The organism is Shewanella sp. P1-14-1, from assembly GCF_001401775.1.
GTDB classification, from domain to species: Bacteria; Pseudomonadota; Gammaproteobacteria; order Enterobacterales; family Shewanellaceae; genus Shewanella; species Shewanella japonica.
This window is the reverse complement of the sequence record NZ_LKTL01000019.1, coordinates 62423-77808: the sequence shown is the minus strand read 5'-3', so window position 1 is coordinate 77808 and position 15386 is coordinate 62423. Positions and strand designations below refer to the sequence as shown.

At 42.5% G+C, this 15386-nt stretch carries 15 protein-coding genes; 7 read left to right on the top strand and 8 right to left on the bottom strand.

All coding sequences use genetic code 11. The features are described from left to right. Positions 1–42: 42 nt before the first annotated feature. The 3 genes from menH to AN944_RS14615 all read right to left on the bottom strand — a co-directional run bounded on the left by menH (position 43) and on the right by AN944_RS14615 (position 3128). Positions 43–813 carry a 2-succinyl-6-hydroxy-2,4-cyclohexadiene-1-carboxylate synthase gene (gene menH / locus AN944_RS14625; protein WP_055025413.1) on the bottom strand — a complete coding sequence of 257 codons (771 nt, stop codon included), beginning with the start codon at positions 811–813 and terminating at the stop codon, positions 43–45. Continuing rightward, positions 813–2540 carry a 2-succinyl-5-enolpyruvyl-6-hydroxy-3-cyclohexene-1-carboxylic-acid synthase gene (menD, locus tag AN944_RS14620; protein ID WP_055025378.1) on the bottom strand — a complete coding sequence of 576 codons (1728 nt, stop codon included), beginning with the start codon at positions 2538–2540 and terminating at the stop codon, positions 813–815. The genes menH and menD overlap by 1 nt, the downstream gene beginning before the upstream one ends. A gap of 159 nt (positions 2541–2699) precedes the next feature. Continuing rightward, the gene (locus tag AN944_RS14615) at positions 2700–3128 is read right to left on the bottom strand and encodes an Lrp/AsnC family transcriptional regulator (protein ID WP_055025377.1); all 429 of its coding nucleotides are present in this window, start codon (positions 3126–3128) and stop codon (positions 2700–2702) included. Between the two features lie 178 nt (positions 3129–3306). Here AN944_RS14615 and yjeH point away from each other — a divergent pair, with 178 nt between their 5' ends. Next, positions 3307–4575 carry an L-methionine/branched-chain amino acid transporter gene (yjeH, locus tag AN944_RS14610; RefSeq protein WP_055025376.1) on the top strand — a complete coding sequence of 423 codons (1269 nt, stop codon included), beginning with the start codon at positions 3307–3309 and terminating at the stop codon, positions 4573–4575. A gap of 76 nt (positions 4576–4651) precedes the next feature. Here the strand turns inward: yjeH and AN944_RS14605 are convergent, their stop codons facing one another. Further along, positions 4652–5101, bottom strand: a complete 450-nt coding sequence (locus tag AN944_RS14605) for a TerB family tellurite resistance protein (RefSeq protein WP_055025375.1) — start codon at positions 5099–5101, stop codon at positions 4652–4654. A gap of 128 nt (positions 5102–5229) precedes the next feature. Then, a complete protein-coding gene (locus AN944_RS14600) occupies positions 5230–5757 on the bottom strand; it encodes a DUF2780 domain-containing protein (RefSeq protein ID WP_055025374.1) in 528 nt (175 codons plus the stop codon). A gap of 195 nt (positions 5758–5952) precedes the next feature. On the opposite strand from AN944_RS14600, the gene AN944_RS14595 reads away from it, so the two are divergent. Together AN944_RS14595 and AN944_RS14590 are read left to right on the top strand one after the other, a co-directional pair. Continuing rightward, complete coding sequence (locus AN944_RS14595; RefSeq protein ID WP_055025373.1) at positions 5953–6684, top strand: hypothetical protein; 732 nt, start codon at positions 5953–5955, stop codon at positions 6682–6684. A gap of 31 nt (positions 6685–6715) precedes the next feature. Next, positions 6716–8119: a tetratricopeptide repeat protein gene (locus AN944_RS14590; RefSeq protein WP_055025372.1), complete on the top strand. Its 1404-nt coding sequence runs from the start codon at positions 6716–6718 to the stop codon at positions 8117–8119. 167 nt (positions 8120–8286) lie between these two features. On the opposite strand, the gene AN944_RS14585 is transcribed toward AN944_RS14590, so the two are convergent. Further along, entirely contained in the window at positions 8287–8634 is a 348-nt protein-coding gene (locus AN944_RS14585; RefSeq protein ID WP_055025371.1) for an NfeD family protein, read from the bottom strand. 229 nt (positions 8635–8863) lie between these two features. Next, positions 8864–9832, bottom strand: coding sequence for a LysR family transcriptional regulator (locus AN944_RS14580; RefSeq protein ID WP_055025370.1), 969 nt, complete (start codon positions 9830–9832; stop codon positions 8864–8866). Between the two features lie 116 nt (positions 9833–9948). Between AN944_RS14580 and AN944_RS14575 the strand changes: the two genes are divergently transcribed. From AN944_RS14575 to AN944_RS14565, 3 genes are all read left to right on the top strand, one after another. After that, positions 9949–11157 (top strand): multidrug effflux MFS transporter, encoded by a 1209-nt coding sequence (locus AN944_RS14575; protein ID WP_055025369.1) that lies wholly within the window; start codon positions 9949–9951, stop codon positions 11155–11157. A gap of 149 nt (positions 11158–11306) precedes the next feature. Then, a complete protein-coding gene (locus AN944_RS14570) occupies positions 11307–11906 on the top strand; it encodes a tRNA-uridine aminocarboxypropyltransferase (RefSeq protein ID WP_082420025.1) in 600 nt (199 codons plus the stop codon). 68 nt (positions 11907–11974) lie between these two features. After that, on the top strand, positions 11975–12295 hold the full coding sequence (locus tag AN944_RS14565; protein ID WP_174567616.1) for a hypothetical protein: 321 nt from the start codon (positions 11975–11977) through the stop codon (positions 12293–12295). 27 nt (positions 12296–12322) lie between these two features. On the opposite strand, the gene AN944_RS14560 is transcribed toward AN944_RS14565, so the two are convergent. Continuing rightward, positions 12323–13834 (bottom strand): ATP-binding cassette domain-containing protein, encoded by a 1512-nt coding sequence (locus tag AN944_RS14560; RefSeq protein WP_055025366.1) that lies wholly within the window; start codon positions 13832–13834, stop codon positions 12323–12325. Positions 13835–14013: 179 nt separating this feature from the next. Here AN944_RS14560 and AN944_RS14555 point away from each other — a divergent pair, with 179 nt between their 5' ends. Continuing rightward, positions 14014–15324 carry an amidohydrolase gene (locus tag AN944_RS14555; protein WP_235530927.1) on the top strand — a complete coding sequence of 437 codons (1311 nt, stop codon included), beginning with the start codon at positions 14014–14016 and terminating at the stop codon, positions 15322–15324. Positions 15325–15386: the final 62 nt, after the last annotated feature.

Sequence of the window (15386 nt, the reverse complement as noted above, 5' to 3'; positions counted from 1 at the left end):
CTCGGTTAAGGTGGCTAAATTTCATTTACCGTTAAAGGTTAGCTAAGGATATAAAAGTTGTACTATCCTTGCGGCAAACATCTGTGGTTGGGCTTTATGGGTATTGTGGCCAGAATTCGGAATACTGATCACCGACATATCGATTTTTTCTTGCCACTTAAGCGCCAGCTTAGAAAACTTGCAGTCTTGCTCACCCACCAACATGTATCTTGGGCAGTGTAATTGTTTCAACACTTTTTGGCCATTATCTTGTAAACCCAATGAAGTGCTTCTAAAGCAATGGAGTAGCGCTTGCGGATCATTTTTACTGCGTATACTAATCAGCTGCTCACGCGCGCTGTCTTGTAGATCTGCAAATACAGGCTGCTGATACCATTGGGCTAAAAAGTCAGTTATCGGCATATTATCGAGTTTATCTGCCCACTTTTGGTCATGTTTCAAACGAGCTTGTTTATCTCGAGTGGAACATAAGCCTAAATGGGCGGATTCTAGCATTAAACTTAGCAATGCTTGTGGGTGGAACTTCGCAATGTGCAAAGCAATGCGCCCACCAAGAGAGTAACCCAGTAAATGAAACTGCGGGTAACCTAGCTTGATCACTTTATCGACAATGGTTTGAGCTAATACTTCAAAACCAGGAGAAGGTAATATTTGATCGTTTTCACCATGGCCTGGTAAATCGATACAGATACAATGAAAGTACTGGCTTAAAATGGGCAAGCTGGCTTGCCAGTCTTCTTTTGAACCTAAAAAACCATGTAATAAAACCAGTGCAGGTAATGCTGTGTCACCGTAACGTTTAATGGTTGGCATTAGTGTTGTTTCACCCATTGTGCAATGAGCTTTATTTGATCGCTTGCCTGATTGGGGCCAACATTGACTTCAATTACAGAAGTCCCTGCATAAGCCATCGCATCAGTATAAGCCTCATTAAAGCTAGATAAACAATCTACTTGGTTATAAGGCAAGCCAAACATGGCAGCGGCATAACCAAACTCCAGCCCGTGACTTAAACGGTAGAATTCATCTCTGACCGCTTCATTTGGCACAGGTAATAAATTAAAAATATTGCCGCCATCATTGTTGAGCACCACGATCACAAATGGGTTTGTGATTTGTTTGCAGATAGCCAGCGAATTAAGGTCATGTAAACTGGATATATCACCAATTAACAAAGTACTAGGTTGTTGCGTAGCAAGGGCCATACCGCAGGATGTTGCAATTAATCCATCAATACCAGATGCACCACGATTGGTATAAATATGCGGTGTTTCACAGGTTATAGGAGAAAACATGTCGTATAAGCGCACCGGTAAACTATTTCCAATAAACCACTGGTGGTTTGAGGTCTGCGCTTTAGCAAGTTGACGTACAACTTGCGGCTCACCAAAACTACTTTGATCTATGTGCTGTGTGAACAGCGCCTCTAGTTGCTGGTTCATTTCAATTAAAGGTAAAGCCCAATTTGCTGAAGATGAACGGGGCCAAGGCGCGTTACATATGGCTGAAACACTGGCTTGCCAAATACGTTTAGATTGATGGTTAGGATCGAGTCGTTGCTGATTAGGAAGTACTTGCCAATAACTGTGCCATTGATGTTGTGCAATAAAGCTAATAAGCCTTTTTGAGATAAATCGGCCGCCAAATACCAATAATCTATCTGCTTGCTCTACAAATTTGGTTGCTTTGGGGTGTAGCATCAATTGATCAATATGGCCGATAACACTTGGGTGTTGTCGTAATTGTGACTGCGCATCTGTGACGACTGGCCAGCCTAACTTTTGTGATAATTCAATGATGAGTGATGGATTATCATGAGGCGAAAGCGTACCCACTACAATGATGCCTTTGCCATGGACAAAACGCATCATGGTGTCTTCTGAGGGCAGGTTATTACAGGAAACCTGGCCATAGTCGGTATAAGGGTGGCTATGATTTGCCCATTCTGAGATCGGTTGAGTATAAGATGCTGATGATGCTATCAGTGCTGGTAAACTCTCCAACTCGCTTGGGTAAAGTGGCTCACGATACATGCAATTAAAATGCACAGGTTGTTGAAGGTTAGCCACGGCTTCGTCAATTGTTGTTAAGAGTGTGTTTGGACTGATAGCGAGATCTGGCGTTGGCAAATTCACTTGCTTGGCATAATCAGCAAAAATAGCAGGTTGGATAATGGCTTGATTGGCACCGCAGCCAATAAGCTCAGGTGGCCTGTCTCCACTTAATACAATTAATGGAACTTGAGTTAACCATGCTTCAACGATGGCAGGGTATAAATTAGCAACAGCTGTGCCTGATGTTGTCACTATTGCAACTGGACTATTGCTGGATTTGGCAAGGCCTAGCGCCATAAAACCAAGTCCTCGCTCATCAAAATGCATATGGCGCTCAAGTTTATGTTGCGCCGCCGCAGCTAGGGTTAAAGGCGTTGAGCGTGAGCCTGGAGCCATGCAAACATGTTTTACGCCAAGCCGAGCTAGCTCTTCTAGGATTAACGCACCCCATAGTAAGTTAATGTCAGACGTAGGTTGTGTTTGCATAGTAATAAATACCCAATTAAAAGTGCCTGAAACCTAAGGTTTCAACATGGTTGTTTACGCTAAGTGTTAACCACAAACCTTACAGAATGTGAGTCACTGGCTTAATAAATGTTGGCTATTTTCATCAGTATAACCAATAAATTAATTATAAAATGTGCGTTACGCTTGATTGTTAATCCATTCGCTCATTACAACATGAGTTTTAATTTTGACAATATCGGCTTGCGCATCAATATACTCTCGGATTTCATGTAATCGCTTCATGGATGCCGCATTGACATACACCAATAAATCCATTTCTCCGGTGATTCCTTGGCATGTGATTACCTCTGGAATGGCGTGGAAAACATGGACAACATCGGCGCAATTAGCCCGTTCATGCTGAATTTCAAAATAAGCGGAAACGCCTTCTTTTTGTGACTCGCTTAATAACACTTGATAGCCACGAATGATCCCTGATTGCTCGAGCTTTTTAATCCGCTCGGTTACAGCACTACGTGATAAGCTGACTGTCTCAGCGATATGAGAAATACTTTGGCGGGCATTGGCACGTAGTGCATTAATGATGAGTTGGTCGAATTTGTCCATGTGAAGTCTTACTCGCTTTAAAAGGCTGAACCGTTATAAGTGGGCCGCCATAATGTCGGTTTTTTGCATTAAACCCGTCAATATGGTGGTTTAATCCATTATCTTGTGGGGTATTTACGGCAGTTTGTTTATCATTTTAATTTTATAATTCTTTCAAACTTCACCACAGAATAAGCCAATGAATCAAATTACAGGAACGATAGGGCGCTGGCAAGGTGCCGGGTTGATGGCCACCACTTTGCTAGGTACAGGGGTATTTATTTTGCCGCAAATGACCATTGCGGTGGCAAATAGTGGTGCATTATTGGCGTGGGCTATATTAACCATCGCCATTTTGCCTGTTGCGGTGGTGTTTGGGTTATTGGCTAGTCGCTTCCCACATGCCGCAGGGCCTGCCTATTTTATTGAGAAAGCTTATGGCACCACAGCAGGGCGCACAATAGGATTAATTTTCTTGTTTGTGATACCTATTGGAGCGCCAGCAGCGATTTTAATGACTTTCCAGTTTATGGATGCACTTGTGTCTATTACTGGCTGGGGGCAATTAGCGGCCGAACTCACCATTGTGGCGGTATTGTTACTGCTTAATTATCGCGGGATTCAAGTTTCGGCCAAGTTGCAATTTGCGTTAACGCTAGCCATTGTCGCTGTTGTTGCTGTGCTATTTGGTGCGAGTGGCACCAATGTCAGCCAAGTGGAATCTTTTGCAAGTATGGCTTCACCAGAAGCTTCTACAGTGATGTTAGCTATGGGGATCGGCTTTTGGAGCTTTTTGGGCATCGAAGCCATGACACATTTAGCCAATGATTTTAACGATCCTAAAAAGGATATGTTACCGGCTATGATGATAGGCACTGTCCTCGTTGGCGTGATTTACCTTATCTGTACTTTATTGCTGTTGATGGTGCCAAGTGATAAAGAAGGCTTAGCCATGATCCACGCATTCAATGTGTTATTAGGTGATATCACTTGGCAAGGCATGGGTGCACAAGTGATTGGGGTATTAGGTATTGCCAGTGGTTTGGCGACGGTTAATGTGTATTGTGCAAGTGCAGCGAGATTATTGTGGAGTTTCAGTAAAGAAGGAGTGCTGCCAAGTTATTTTAGCCAGCTTAATGGCTATGGCGTGCCATTACGTGCGTTGAACACCATTTTGACCATCATGGCATTGGTCATCACCTTAACCTTTGTGACAGAGCAAAAGCTTGAAGATCTTATTGCATGGAGTAATGGTGTGTTTGTGATTATTTATCTGCTGACCATGCTATCGGCAGTGAAATTGCTCAGCAAACGTTATTTGCCATTGATTATTGGTGGTAGTGTATTTTGTATTGGCGTGGGCATCGCCTTAGCTGAAAATATGCTGTATTCATTTATTCTACTGGTGGTGATAGCTCCGTTTATGTATTGGCAGAAAAAGCATCAGGCTCGCAAACAGTTGGCGTAGTATTCCCTAGGTTACCAAAACAAAAAACAGCGCTTAATGCGCTGTTTTTCTATGACTAAATTATGCAAAAACCGAGTTAGCGTTGCTCCATGGCAATATTACGCATTTGAATGACTTCACTATGCTTTAAATACAGTAAATCTGCAGTTCGGCGAATGATTTGATCTTCGTTTCGGCACAATTTGCCATCAGAGTATGCTAGCTTCCACATACACAGTAGCAGCTTTTGCTTTTGCTCAATTGAGCATTGAGCATTAATTTCGGCGGTGAACTCAAATAATGACGTTGCGTTACCTTGAACTAATTTGGCCTCGTCAATTAATGCATTTGCTTCAGCTGAACTGATATTTAAGCTGTGACTAATCATGCTTGGGAGCATGGCGACTTCTTGCTCATCGAGCGTCTCATCTGCATACATGACTTCAAGCAGTAAACTAACTGCGGCTAATTTTAGCTGTTGCGCTTGCTCTTCAGGGGTCACTGCTTGAGCATGGGATTGTAAAAACTGTTTCAGTTTCGCGATCATTTTGCCTCCTACACGCCAGCTAATGAGCGCATTTAATGGGAAATCTATATTGATTAAGCTTAACAGAGACAATAATGCCGAGCGAATTGCTCGGCATTAAATTATGTTAATCCTAAATGCTGTTTGGCTTATAGCAATGAATTAACACCTTTCATCAGCAAATCGACTGTACCTTCGCTGCCGTTAGTCTCTAAATATGATTTAGCGATATCGACCATAGGCGCTACGTATTCTTTTTTGATACCAAGTTGTTCAAATGCATCATAAACCATAGCTGCGCCTTCAAATGACTGACCTAAGTCACCCGCCTGGGATAATAACCCTGACATACCAGAATCTGAAGATAGCTCAGGTACTGCTGCGAGTAATGCATCGGCTCCAGGAATACTGTTTGATAGCTGGCTGAAATCAGAACCGCCTAGGTTTGATTGCGCTAGGCTTAAAAGCGTGCCTAACCCGCCTTCAGCTTGTTCTTGGCTTAACCCGAGTTGTGACATGACATTACCAACTAAGTCAGTAGATTGAGTAGCCGCAGTGTCTACTTGTTCTACTTTCTTTTCATCGCTTCCAAATACACTGTCTAACCAACTTGCCTGTGCTGGTGAAGTTACGGCAAACATCGCTATTAGAAGACTTACTGCAGGGCTTAATTTCATCATGGCCATCCTGTGGTTTTGTTGAATGATTAAAGGTGAGGTATCGATATTCTGTCACCATTTTAACGTTATTCACAAAAATGTGACAATTGATTTGATTAACTTCTATTAAGCTTCAATATCAATTGTGCAAAAACACTGTTTTTTCGGTATCCTTAGCAGCATATTTGTCTTATTTAGATTATTGGAAATCCCATGTCATTGTCTGCAATTTTGACTGAAGCATATAATTTCTTTCGTAACCATATTGCACAGCTTGCTTCGCTTACTGTGCCACTACTGTTAATTCAAGTAATGATCCAAGTGTGGTTAGGAACAGAACTCGCAGCGCAAGCTGAAGTAGAAATCCCACAGTTTGGCGCTATTCATGGTGCAGCCATGATGGCGTTACTGTTAATTTTTTCATTATTGATTGCCGCGCTAACCTTGTATTTAGAGGTTCGTTCACGAGGTCATGATGTGACCCCTGGTTTAGTGCTTAAAAACAGCTTTACCTTTGTGCCACCATTACTACTCGCAGGGGTATTCTCTGGTTTAGCCATTTTGGCACCTGTTATGTTATTTGCCGTGTTTGGGCCATTTTGGATTATTGGATTAAGTATTAGTTTCTACTTGTTTGCTCGCCTTGCATACGTCAACTTTATGGTTATCGTAGAACGTGTATCACCGCTTGAAGCCATTAAGAGTAGCTTTAAGTTTTCATCACCAATCGTATTGAAAACTATGCTTATTTTAATGTTATATCTGCCACTTTCTATGGTAGGTGGTATCGTGTTGCAGTTAACAGAATTCGGTGGTTTCCCACTACGCATTATTATTGATACCTTGTTCGCATTTTTAGGACTTTTCGTTAACGTTGCCTTATTTAGATTGTATATGGTTAACCGTACGACAGATGATAGTGAATCAGATACCACAGAAATCTAAATGCGAGTAATCATGCTAAGGAGCCACGCCAGTGTTAAATGATATTGAATTTATTGGCGGCTTCTCAGCTGACATCGTAGACGATTACACCAAAGCCAAAAGCTACGTTAGAGATATTCCAACACAGGCTTTGGTGTTCGTTCGTAGTTTTACCCATCAAGTCACCTCGCTATTAGCCGATAAACATTCCGTTAAATTTAATAGCCCAAACTTATATGACCGCATCGAGCAATTGAATCGAATGCGTTTTATTGATGTACCAACCACACGTGCACTGCACCGATTACGCAGCGACGGTAACCGTGGTGCTCATCCAGAAAAATATCATTTAACGCAAGAGCAGCTTGTCTCACTGGCTGAGAAAACCATCAAGAATATCTTGTCGTTAATTACCTTGCTGTATCCAAAAGTACACCGTAAAAAAGCGCCTGAGTATCAGTTTGAAGCCTTTGATTCATATGTGGGGCGTGAGCTGTGCTATCAAGCTGTGATGCACAACGATCCGCAGGCTCAGTACCTGGTGGGTATGTCGCTTAAATCAAAAGCGTTAATGCAACAAGAGCAAGAGCAATCACTTGAGCAAGATGCCGAAAATCAAGTTGAGTCAGTTGGCACATTTAAGCAAGCGGCTAATTGGTTTGAGCTGGCTTCAGACAAGCATCAACAAGCCTTATTTGAGCATGGCGTTGCTTTACTGCATGGCTACAGTGGTGAAAAAAATGCCTTAGCTGGCGAGATAGCTATTGAACGTGCTGCAGAAGCTGGCGTCATAGAAGCGAAAGCTCTATTAGGCTTCTTTTTCTTGGTTGGTAGTGAAAACTTTGCAGTGGATTTAGCGGTAGCGGCGAATTGGTTAGAGCAAGCTGCATTAGCTGAAAACACTGAAGCGATGTCAAACCTAGGCGTTTTGTATTATCAGCAACAACAGCTTGATAAGGCTTTTGAATGGATTAATAAAGCGGCTCAAGCGGGTTATCCTCATGCTCAATATCATCTTGCCTTGATGTTATTTAATGGTGAAGGCTGTGAAGCAAATCCAAATGCCAGTGAACATTGGCTGGCAGAGGCGGCCGAGCAAGGTCAATTAGACGCCATGTTTACCCGAGCCCAGCATATGCTTAATGATGATTCAGGTTTAGGGGCAGATGTGTGTTTAGCAGAGCGATATTTGCGAGATGTGATTAACTATGGCCGCAGTGTTCCTGCAATGATAGAGCTAAGTGTCGCGCTTGCTGATGGTGTATTTAAACGCATTGATGTGGTTGAATCGGCGTCATTGCTCAAACTAGCCAAACAATATGCTAATGATGAACAAGCTGAGATTATCGAACCGATTTGGCAATCGCTTCAAATTCAAATTGATAATGTGATCGCGCTTAAACCTAGTGAAGAAGAACTGAAATCTTTGATTCATGCACAAGGGATCTTGGCTTAGTTATGTTTTATTAGCCATATTCTATTTGTCATCAGGTAAAGTGAATTTTCAAAATCTGAGATTTTTTACACGCAACTATCAACTTCTTGAATTAAGAAAAAAAACACCGCCAAATGGCGGTGTTTTTGGTTGAGTCATGACTCATGTGTGACAAGCTAACAAACGTATTAATCAGGTTGATGGTCGAAGGTGCGACCGCTGCGTTGCCTGTGGTTGCCTGTTTGCTTAAACATATCTGATTGGTAAACCGAACGTTCACGTTGGATGTTCGGATCGCCTCGATAAACCTCATCTGGTGCTTGTTGACCGAAAATTGGCTGCATCTTTGGGGCTAGGTACTTGCGCCCAAGTAGGTTTAACCCGATAAAGCTAACAACGGCAAACACAATTAAAAATGGCAATAAAACAATCGACATCAAGCCAATAGCGATAATCGATAGTAGTGCAAAAATAGGATTCATGGTGCCAACTTTTTGTTTCAGTTGGGCTTGATTTATAAACTGGTTAAAATTCATTAATATTCCTCAATATACTGGCTAGACACGAATCAAAAGGCGATGGAAACGTCTCTAGAATGGCTGGTTAAACTCGAAGCCGTAGAATTTGTATATTAATAATGCAATGGAACAGCTATTAACGTCACGTTAAACCTGGTTAATGTTTGTTAGCTAAGGTTACGGGTTTGGGACTGCAAGCATTAAGTCATTGGTTTTAATCAGTATCGTTTATTTGAATCTAGGAAAATTAAATATCGCTTTGATTCACGGCTTTCGCCACACTTTCACAAATAATATTCCGTAGCCATAAATGTCCAGGTGCTTGACTGTTACGTTCATGCCATAACAACACATAAGCCATTGGCATAAATTCAAATGGCAAGGGGACTTGTACCAAAGGGTAGAGTTTAACCGCGTGGCGGGCAAAGCTCGATGGTAAGGTAAAGATTAAATCGCTGTACGCGCAAATACTGGCAGCGCCATAAAAATCGGGCACTGTGGTGCTGATACGACGATGTAAGTTTTGTTCTGCTAGGTGATAATCTAGCGCCCACCAATCATTGCCTTCGCAGCGCACTTGCACATGTGACATTGTGAGGTAGTTTGCCAAATTCCATTGCGGGCTTTGTATTATTGCTAGCATGGGGTGATCTTGGCGAACCAAGCATACTTGCTTATCTTTAAATAGGGTTTGATGCTCGATACCGTCTGGTAGTTGCTCAATTTTTAAATCGGCTTGAGGGTGAGTGTCACGACCTGCAATACCAAAATCAATTTGTCCTAACTGTAGATCTTGCATCGACTTTTCGGTCCAAACATACGAGTCGAGTTTGACGTTAGGGGCATCATGTAACAATGTGCCGATAAAATACGGTAGCAAAGTTTCGTAAGCACTTTCGACCATGGAAAATGAAAAATGTTGATTACTGCTTGCAGGCTCAAAAGTTGGTGGTTGGGTGAGCTGATGCAATGTCTGTAATATTTGTGGCAATTGTTCGCCTAATTGAATGGCATGCGCGGTAGGTTTAAGTCCGTGTGCGGTTCGCTGAAATAATGGATCATCTAAGGTTGAACGTAAGCGATTGAGACTTTTACTCAATGCTGACTGGCTTAAGTGCAAGCGGCTGGCGGCGCGCGTGACGCTTTGTTCTTCAAGTAAGACTTGAAGAATGACCAATAGGTTGAGATCAATTTTAGCCAGATTATCAATATTCATTTGATATTCCTTTAGGGAAATTTACTTAGGAAATCATACCATTTCTATTCATACCATGAGTAGTCTAAAATGCGCGCCTAAATCAATACCCGAAATTAAGAAAGAGACTAGAACAAATGAGACGTAACCTGCTACCCACCTTGATGTTTATGGTGCTACTAAGCCCATTAGCCATCGATATCTACTTGCCTTCTATGCCAACGATGGCGATAGAGTATGGTGTGAGTGGTAGCCAAGTTCAGTCGACATTAGTGCTGTTTTTGTTTGCGATGGGCTTAGGTCAAATTCTGATTGGTCCTTTAGCAGATCGTTTTGGGCGCCGTCCTATAGCATTATTTGGTATCGTCCTTTATGGCGTTAGCAGTCTTATTGGCGCAATGGCACAAGAGTTTGAAGTGCTACAATTAGCTCGAGTTTTACAAGGGTTAGCAGCTTGTTCAACCTCAATTGTAGTATTCAGTGCGGTACGTGATTGCTATAGCAGCAAAGAAAGCGTCAAAATGTACAGTTATTTGAATGGCGCTATTTGTGTTATTCCTGCTTTGGCACCAACACTAGGTGGCTTACTCGCGCTGCAATTTGGTTGGCGATCTACATTTATCTTTATGGCACTGTACGCCATTATCGTACTCGCTATTGTCCTCATTAAATTCCCAGAAACTCGTCCAGAAAACACCGATACCAGTGGCCCTTTATATCGTTGGGCACGTTATAAGCCAGTGCTAAGCGATCCGCATTTTATGTTTTATGCGAGTACTTGTATGGTGGCTATGGCTTCTATTGTCACGTACGTATCGTATTCACCTATGTGGCTGATTGGCGAGTTAGGGGTAAGTGAACTTGAGTTTAGTGGCTTATTTGGCTTAAATGCTGCGGTAAATATTGCTGCGTGTTTTGCCGCGCCAGTGTTGGTTAAGCATATTGGCAATCGCCCAGCAGTTATTGCTGCACTTGCAATGATGTTGTTAGCTGCTGTTATTGAAGTCGTCATGCAGTTAGCTGGACCTGAAACCGGTCTTGCAGCAGGGTTTGCCTTCATGTTGCCAATGATGTTGTTATGCATTGGTTTTGCAGTATTACTTGGCCCTGCAACGTCAATGGCTTTATCTGCTTTCGGTGAAAGAGCGGGTACTGCAGCAGCCATGTTAGGCTGTATTCAAATGAGTGGTGCATCTGTGTTAGCGGGCTTAATTCAGATGACTGACATCAGCGCTCCTTATGCCGTAGCCTTCTTAATGGGTGGTTTATCGTTAGTATTGCTATTAATCATGTCGATAAAAAGTTTAAGCCATTTGCATATGGAGCAAGTACAGCCAGAGCATTAAATTTTTTCGTTATTTTATAGATGTTGCTCAATGCCGCTGATGAATTATTAGCGGCATTGTTGTTTCTGGCATATATAGCTCGAATAACGCTAAAATAACCCCTAACTAAGCAGTACTGCTTAAGTGTTAAGTATGTTTCGAGGTGCGTTATTAGAATCATCTGTAATGGCTGTGGTTACCCATCAGCAACGTGTATTTGCGCTAGCATTTCTCCTATTCAGGTCAAAACCGAAGTGATTGTGCTGCAGCACCCTTCAGAGGTTGAGCATGCTAAAAATACGGTTAAGTTATTGTGCTTAACCTTACCAGAGACTCAAGTTGTGGTAGGGGAAACAGCAGAAGACTTTGCTGAGCTGCAAGTGTATCTGCAACAAGCCAGCAAGCCTGTATATTTAGTCTATCCAAGCGAAACAAGCCAACGTGCTTCAGAGTCAAATTCACCTGAAGATTGTATTATTTTATTGATTGATGGCACTTGGCGAAAAGCCTTCAAAATGCTGCAGCTTAATCCTTGGTTACTTGATTTGCCGGCATTGCATATTGAGTTTGAAGGCGTGTCACAATATCGCATTCGTAAAGCGAAACGAAGTGATAGCTTGTCGACGCTTGAAGCGACAGCATATATGCTGCAAGCCATTAATCCGACATTGGATATAGCGCCAATGTTTGCAGCCTTTGATGCGATGGTGCAACATAAGCTAGATGCCATGCCGCCAGCTGTGCGTGCTCGTTATGATCAAGAACAATAACAAGGAAGATATACCGCATGTTGAATCAAACGCGATTGGGTAACACATATTTCATTGCTGTCACGGTAATGGCAATCTTGAGTGCGATCAGTTCATGGCACGTGAGCGCAAGTGAAAAGCCTAGGCTGACATTATCTCAAAAAGCGGATCAAGGGCGAATTGACTCCAAAAAGACTGAGCAAGAACAGTTAGAAAAAGCTCGTAAAGCAGCAAGTGATACCCAAAATCGTGAGCAAGAAGTCTTAGCTCGTCAAGAGTCTGGTGAGTGGGAAAAAGAGCAGATAAAAAAGTCTCAAGCACAATTTAATGAGCGTGAATCTCGTGCCGACAAATACCTGCGAGAAGCAAAAGAAGCTGCCGCGAAAGAACGAAAAATTGAAGAGAAATAGCCTCCAGCAGTTAGCGCTGTTAGCAGATTACTCACTAATCACTGCTCGGTAACCTTCACCATTTTCTTTGGCCACAAATGTTAAATAGTGGTCAATACTATCGATACTGTCTTCATGATAATGGGATACAAACAATAACTGGCTCAGGTTCTCTTTGGCGATCAACTCAAGGGTCTTTTTAACTAAACGTATTCCCAAGTAATCTAAGCCTTGATAAGGCTCATCTAAAATCAGTAGCGTAGGCTGTTTAACGAGTGCTCGAGCAATCAGTAATAATCGTTGTTGGCTATAGTCTAATTGCTTTATCGGTGTATTGGCGTACTCAACCATGTGCAGCATGATGAGCCAATCTTTTGCGACAGCTTTCTGGTCAGCACTGGCTTGCTGATATAAGCCTATCGAGTCATAAAAACCTGATAAAATCACATCTGTCGCGCTGCAATTTACCCGATATTGTAAGTGGAGTGCTGAAGATACCATGCCAATATGCTGTTTAATTTCCCATATGGTTTCACCGGTGCCTCTTTTTTTGCCAAAAATATGAATATCATTGCTATAGCATTGAGGGTGGTCGCCAAATATTAACCCTAACAAGGTGCTCTTACCGCAACCATTTGGGCCTTTAATTTGCCAGTGTTGGCCGTTATCAATTCGCCAATTCACATCGGTAAAAATCGTTTTATCGCTATAGGCAACTTTGCCATTTTTAAGTTCAAAAACCGGATTGTTAAAATGACTCTGGTGGCGATGTCGTTGCATTGTCGCCAACATTAATTCGCTTTGTACCTGAGTTTGTGAGGTTATTTGGGCGATGACTGGGTGCTGCTCCCAATCGTGCTTGTTCATCTTTCTGTCTAACTTTCCGTGGCTGAAAATAGCAATGTTATCTATCCACTTGGGTTGATCTTCTTCTCTTGAAAATACCAGTAACATCGGGATTGGTAATTGGCTTAAATAGTCAGATAATGCATCTCGATGTTGAATATCTAACCCTGAAAATGGATTATCAAGCACTAAAAAGTCTGGCTGACTGGCGATGGCAATTGCCAGCATGACTCGTCGTGTTTCCCCTGTCGATAATTCTCGAAACCCTTGCTCTTGTAGTGAATGTAGATCTAGCTTTGTCAGTAGTGCATCAATGGGCTCGGGATTATTGGTTTGTCTGCTACCCGCTACGGGCAGTGCTTGTTTTATCAGTTCGATGACTTTAGTGCCTGTGTCGACAATATCTTGAAAATCTGTGTCGTCACTTTCAAGCTCTAAGGCTAATAACCTTTGCTGCTCGGTTAATGAAACTTGGGCAATGCGATGCGCCGATATACTCATGTCACCTGACAACACCTCAATATCTTTGGGTTGGTTAGTCAGTTTGTTATCAAATAATGCAGCGGATTGCTGGCAAAGCAGATCGCCTAGTATGGATCCAATATCACCATGAGCACTAAACACTCCCCACGACTGGTTGTGAATATGCCAATCGGCAATATCCAGTGTCAGAGAGTGACTCAATGCAGTGAATTGATTAAATTTGATATCCATTAGCTAATGTCCTTGTGTTGCAACCACTGGCGAAAGGGTAACGATTCGCACAGGTCAATCGTACAGAAGTTCACTAAGTAAACAAATCGAAACAATTTCTTAGGTTCTCCTTTAACAAAATATTTAACAACTCGAGTCAGACCTTGTAGATTGGAATGCTACAAAAAATGATAATAACCATGGATGATAATATGCGCCTCTCTACTTTAGCCTTATGTGTTGCGACACTGTCAGGCACGTTTGCTCCTGCCGTTTTTGCCAATACCCCTGATGCAGCTAAATTGACTGCGAATGTTGAACAAAAAGTCATTGAGTGGCGCCGGGATTTACATCAGCATCCTGAGCTATCTAATCGAGAATTTAGAACCAGTAAAGTGATTACTCAACATCTAGAATCATTAGGTTTAGAAGTACAAACTGGTGTGGCTCACACAGGCGTTGTAGCGATTTTAAAAGGGGCAAAACCTGGGCCATTAATTGGTATTCGTGCTGATATGGACGCATTGCCTGTCACTGAAGTGGTGGACTTACCTTTTGCCTCAAAAGCCACAGATACTTATCGTGGTCAAACTGTAGGCGTGATGCATGCATGTGGTCATGATACCCATGTGGCGATGTTAATGGGCGTGGCCGAAAACCTTGTTAATGCTAAAGATAGCCTTGCTGGTGACGTGATGTTTATCTTTCAACCGGCAGAAGAGGGAGCGCCTGCAGGCGAAGAAGGCGGCGCTGAACTCATGCTCAAAGAAGGTTTATTTGCCAAACGTAAACCTGAGCAAGTGTTTGGCATGCATGTGACTTCAAGTTTACCAACGGGGGTTATTGGCCTTCGTTCAGGCCCTGCGATGGCATCAGAAGATTCATTCACTATTACCGTTAAAGGTCGTCAAACCCACGGTTCTCGTCCTTGGGGCGGAGTTGATCCTATTGTGGCATCGGCGCAAATTATTAACAGCGTACAGACCATAATTAGCCGCCAAGTTGATGTGACTAAAGCACCTGCTGTAGTGAGTTTTGGCGCCATTAATGGTGGTATTCGCTCAAACATTATTCCTGATGAGGTAGAGCTTATCGGAACGATACGTACGTTCGATCAAGATATGCGAGCAGATATTAAAGTTAAGCTTGCCGAAATTGCAGAATTATCAGCTAAAACCCTTGGGGCAACTGCCACAACAGAAATTGATGCAGGTTATCCTGTGACAGTAAATAACCCTGAATTAGTCGCTAAAATGCGCCCTGTCATTCGCAGTGTTGTAGGCGAGGATAACTTAATTGAGCCAGGGTTGATTACTGGCGCTGAAGACTTTTCTTATTACGCATTAGAAACCCCAGGTTTGTTTTATTTTCTGGGGGTCACCCCAGCAGGCAAAGATCCTGCAACAGTGGCCAGCAACCATTCACCGGCGTTTTATGTGGATGAGTCTGCATTAAAAGTTGGTGTGCAAACCATGACACAATTGGCGTTAACGGCCTTAAGCGCTAAGTAATAAAACGAATTACCTGACAAGTAACAATCTTGTGTCAGTTAACAAAGACCATGAAAGATATC

What these genes read in the sequence shown, in the direction of transcription:
- AN944_RS14575 (WP_055025369.1), top strand. Translation starts at nt 9,949, where the DNA reads ATGAGACGTAACCTGCTACCCACCTTGATGTTTATGGTGCTACTAAGC.
- AN944_RS14580 (WP_055025370.1), bottom strand. Translation starts at nt 9,832, where the DNA reads ATGAATATTGATAATCTGGCTAAAATTGATCTCAACCTATTGGTCATT.
- AN944_RS14585 (WP_055025371.1), bottom strand. Translation starts at nt 8,634, where the DNA reads ATGAATTTTAACCAGTTTATAAATCAAGCCCAACTGAAACAAAAAGTT.
- menH (WP_055025413.1), bottom strand. Translation starts at nt 813, where the DNA reads ATGCCAACCATTAAACGTTACGGTGACACAGCATTACCTGCACTGGTT.
- AN944_RS14565 (WP_174567616.1), top strand. Translation starts at nt 11,975, where the DNA reads ATGGCAATCTTGAGTGCGATCAGTTCATGGCACGTGAGCGCAAGTGAA.
- AN944_RS14615 (WP_055025377.1), bottom strand. Translation starts at nt 3,128, where the DNA reads ATGGACAAATTCGACCAACTCATCATTAATGCACTACGTGCCAATGCC.
- AN944_RS14600 (WP_055025374.1), bottom strand. Translation starts at nt 5,757, where the DNA reads ATGAAATTAAGCCCTGCAGTAAGTCTTCTAATAGCGATGTTTGCCGTA.
- menD (WP_055025378.1), bottom strand. Translation starts at nt 2,540, where the DNA reads ATGCAAACACAACCTACGTCTGACATTAACTTACTATGGGGTGCGTTA.
- AN944_RS14555 (WP_235530927.1), top strand. Translation starts at nt 14,014, where the DNA reads ATGGATGATAATATGCGCCTCTCTACTTTAGCCTTATGTGTTGCGACA.
- AN944_RS14605 (WP_055025375.1), bottom strand. Translation starts at nt 5,101, where the DNA reads ATGATCGCGAAACTGAAACAGTTTTTACAATCCCATGCTCAAGCAGTG.
- AN944_RS14560 (WP_055025366.1), bottom strand. Translation starts at nt 13,834, where the DNA reads ATGGATATCAAATTTAATCAATTCACTGCATTGAGTCACTCTCTGACA.
- AN944_RS14595 (WP_055025373.1), top strand. Translation starts at nt 5,953, where the DNA reads ATGTCATTGTCTGCAATTTTGACTGAAGCATATAATTTCTTTCGTAAC.
- yjeH (WP_055025376.1), top strand. Translation starts at nt 3,307, where the DNA reads ATGAATCAAATTACAGGAACGATAGGGCGCTGGCAAGGTGCCGGGTTG.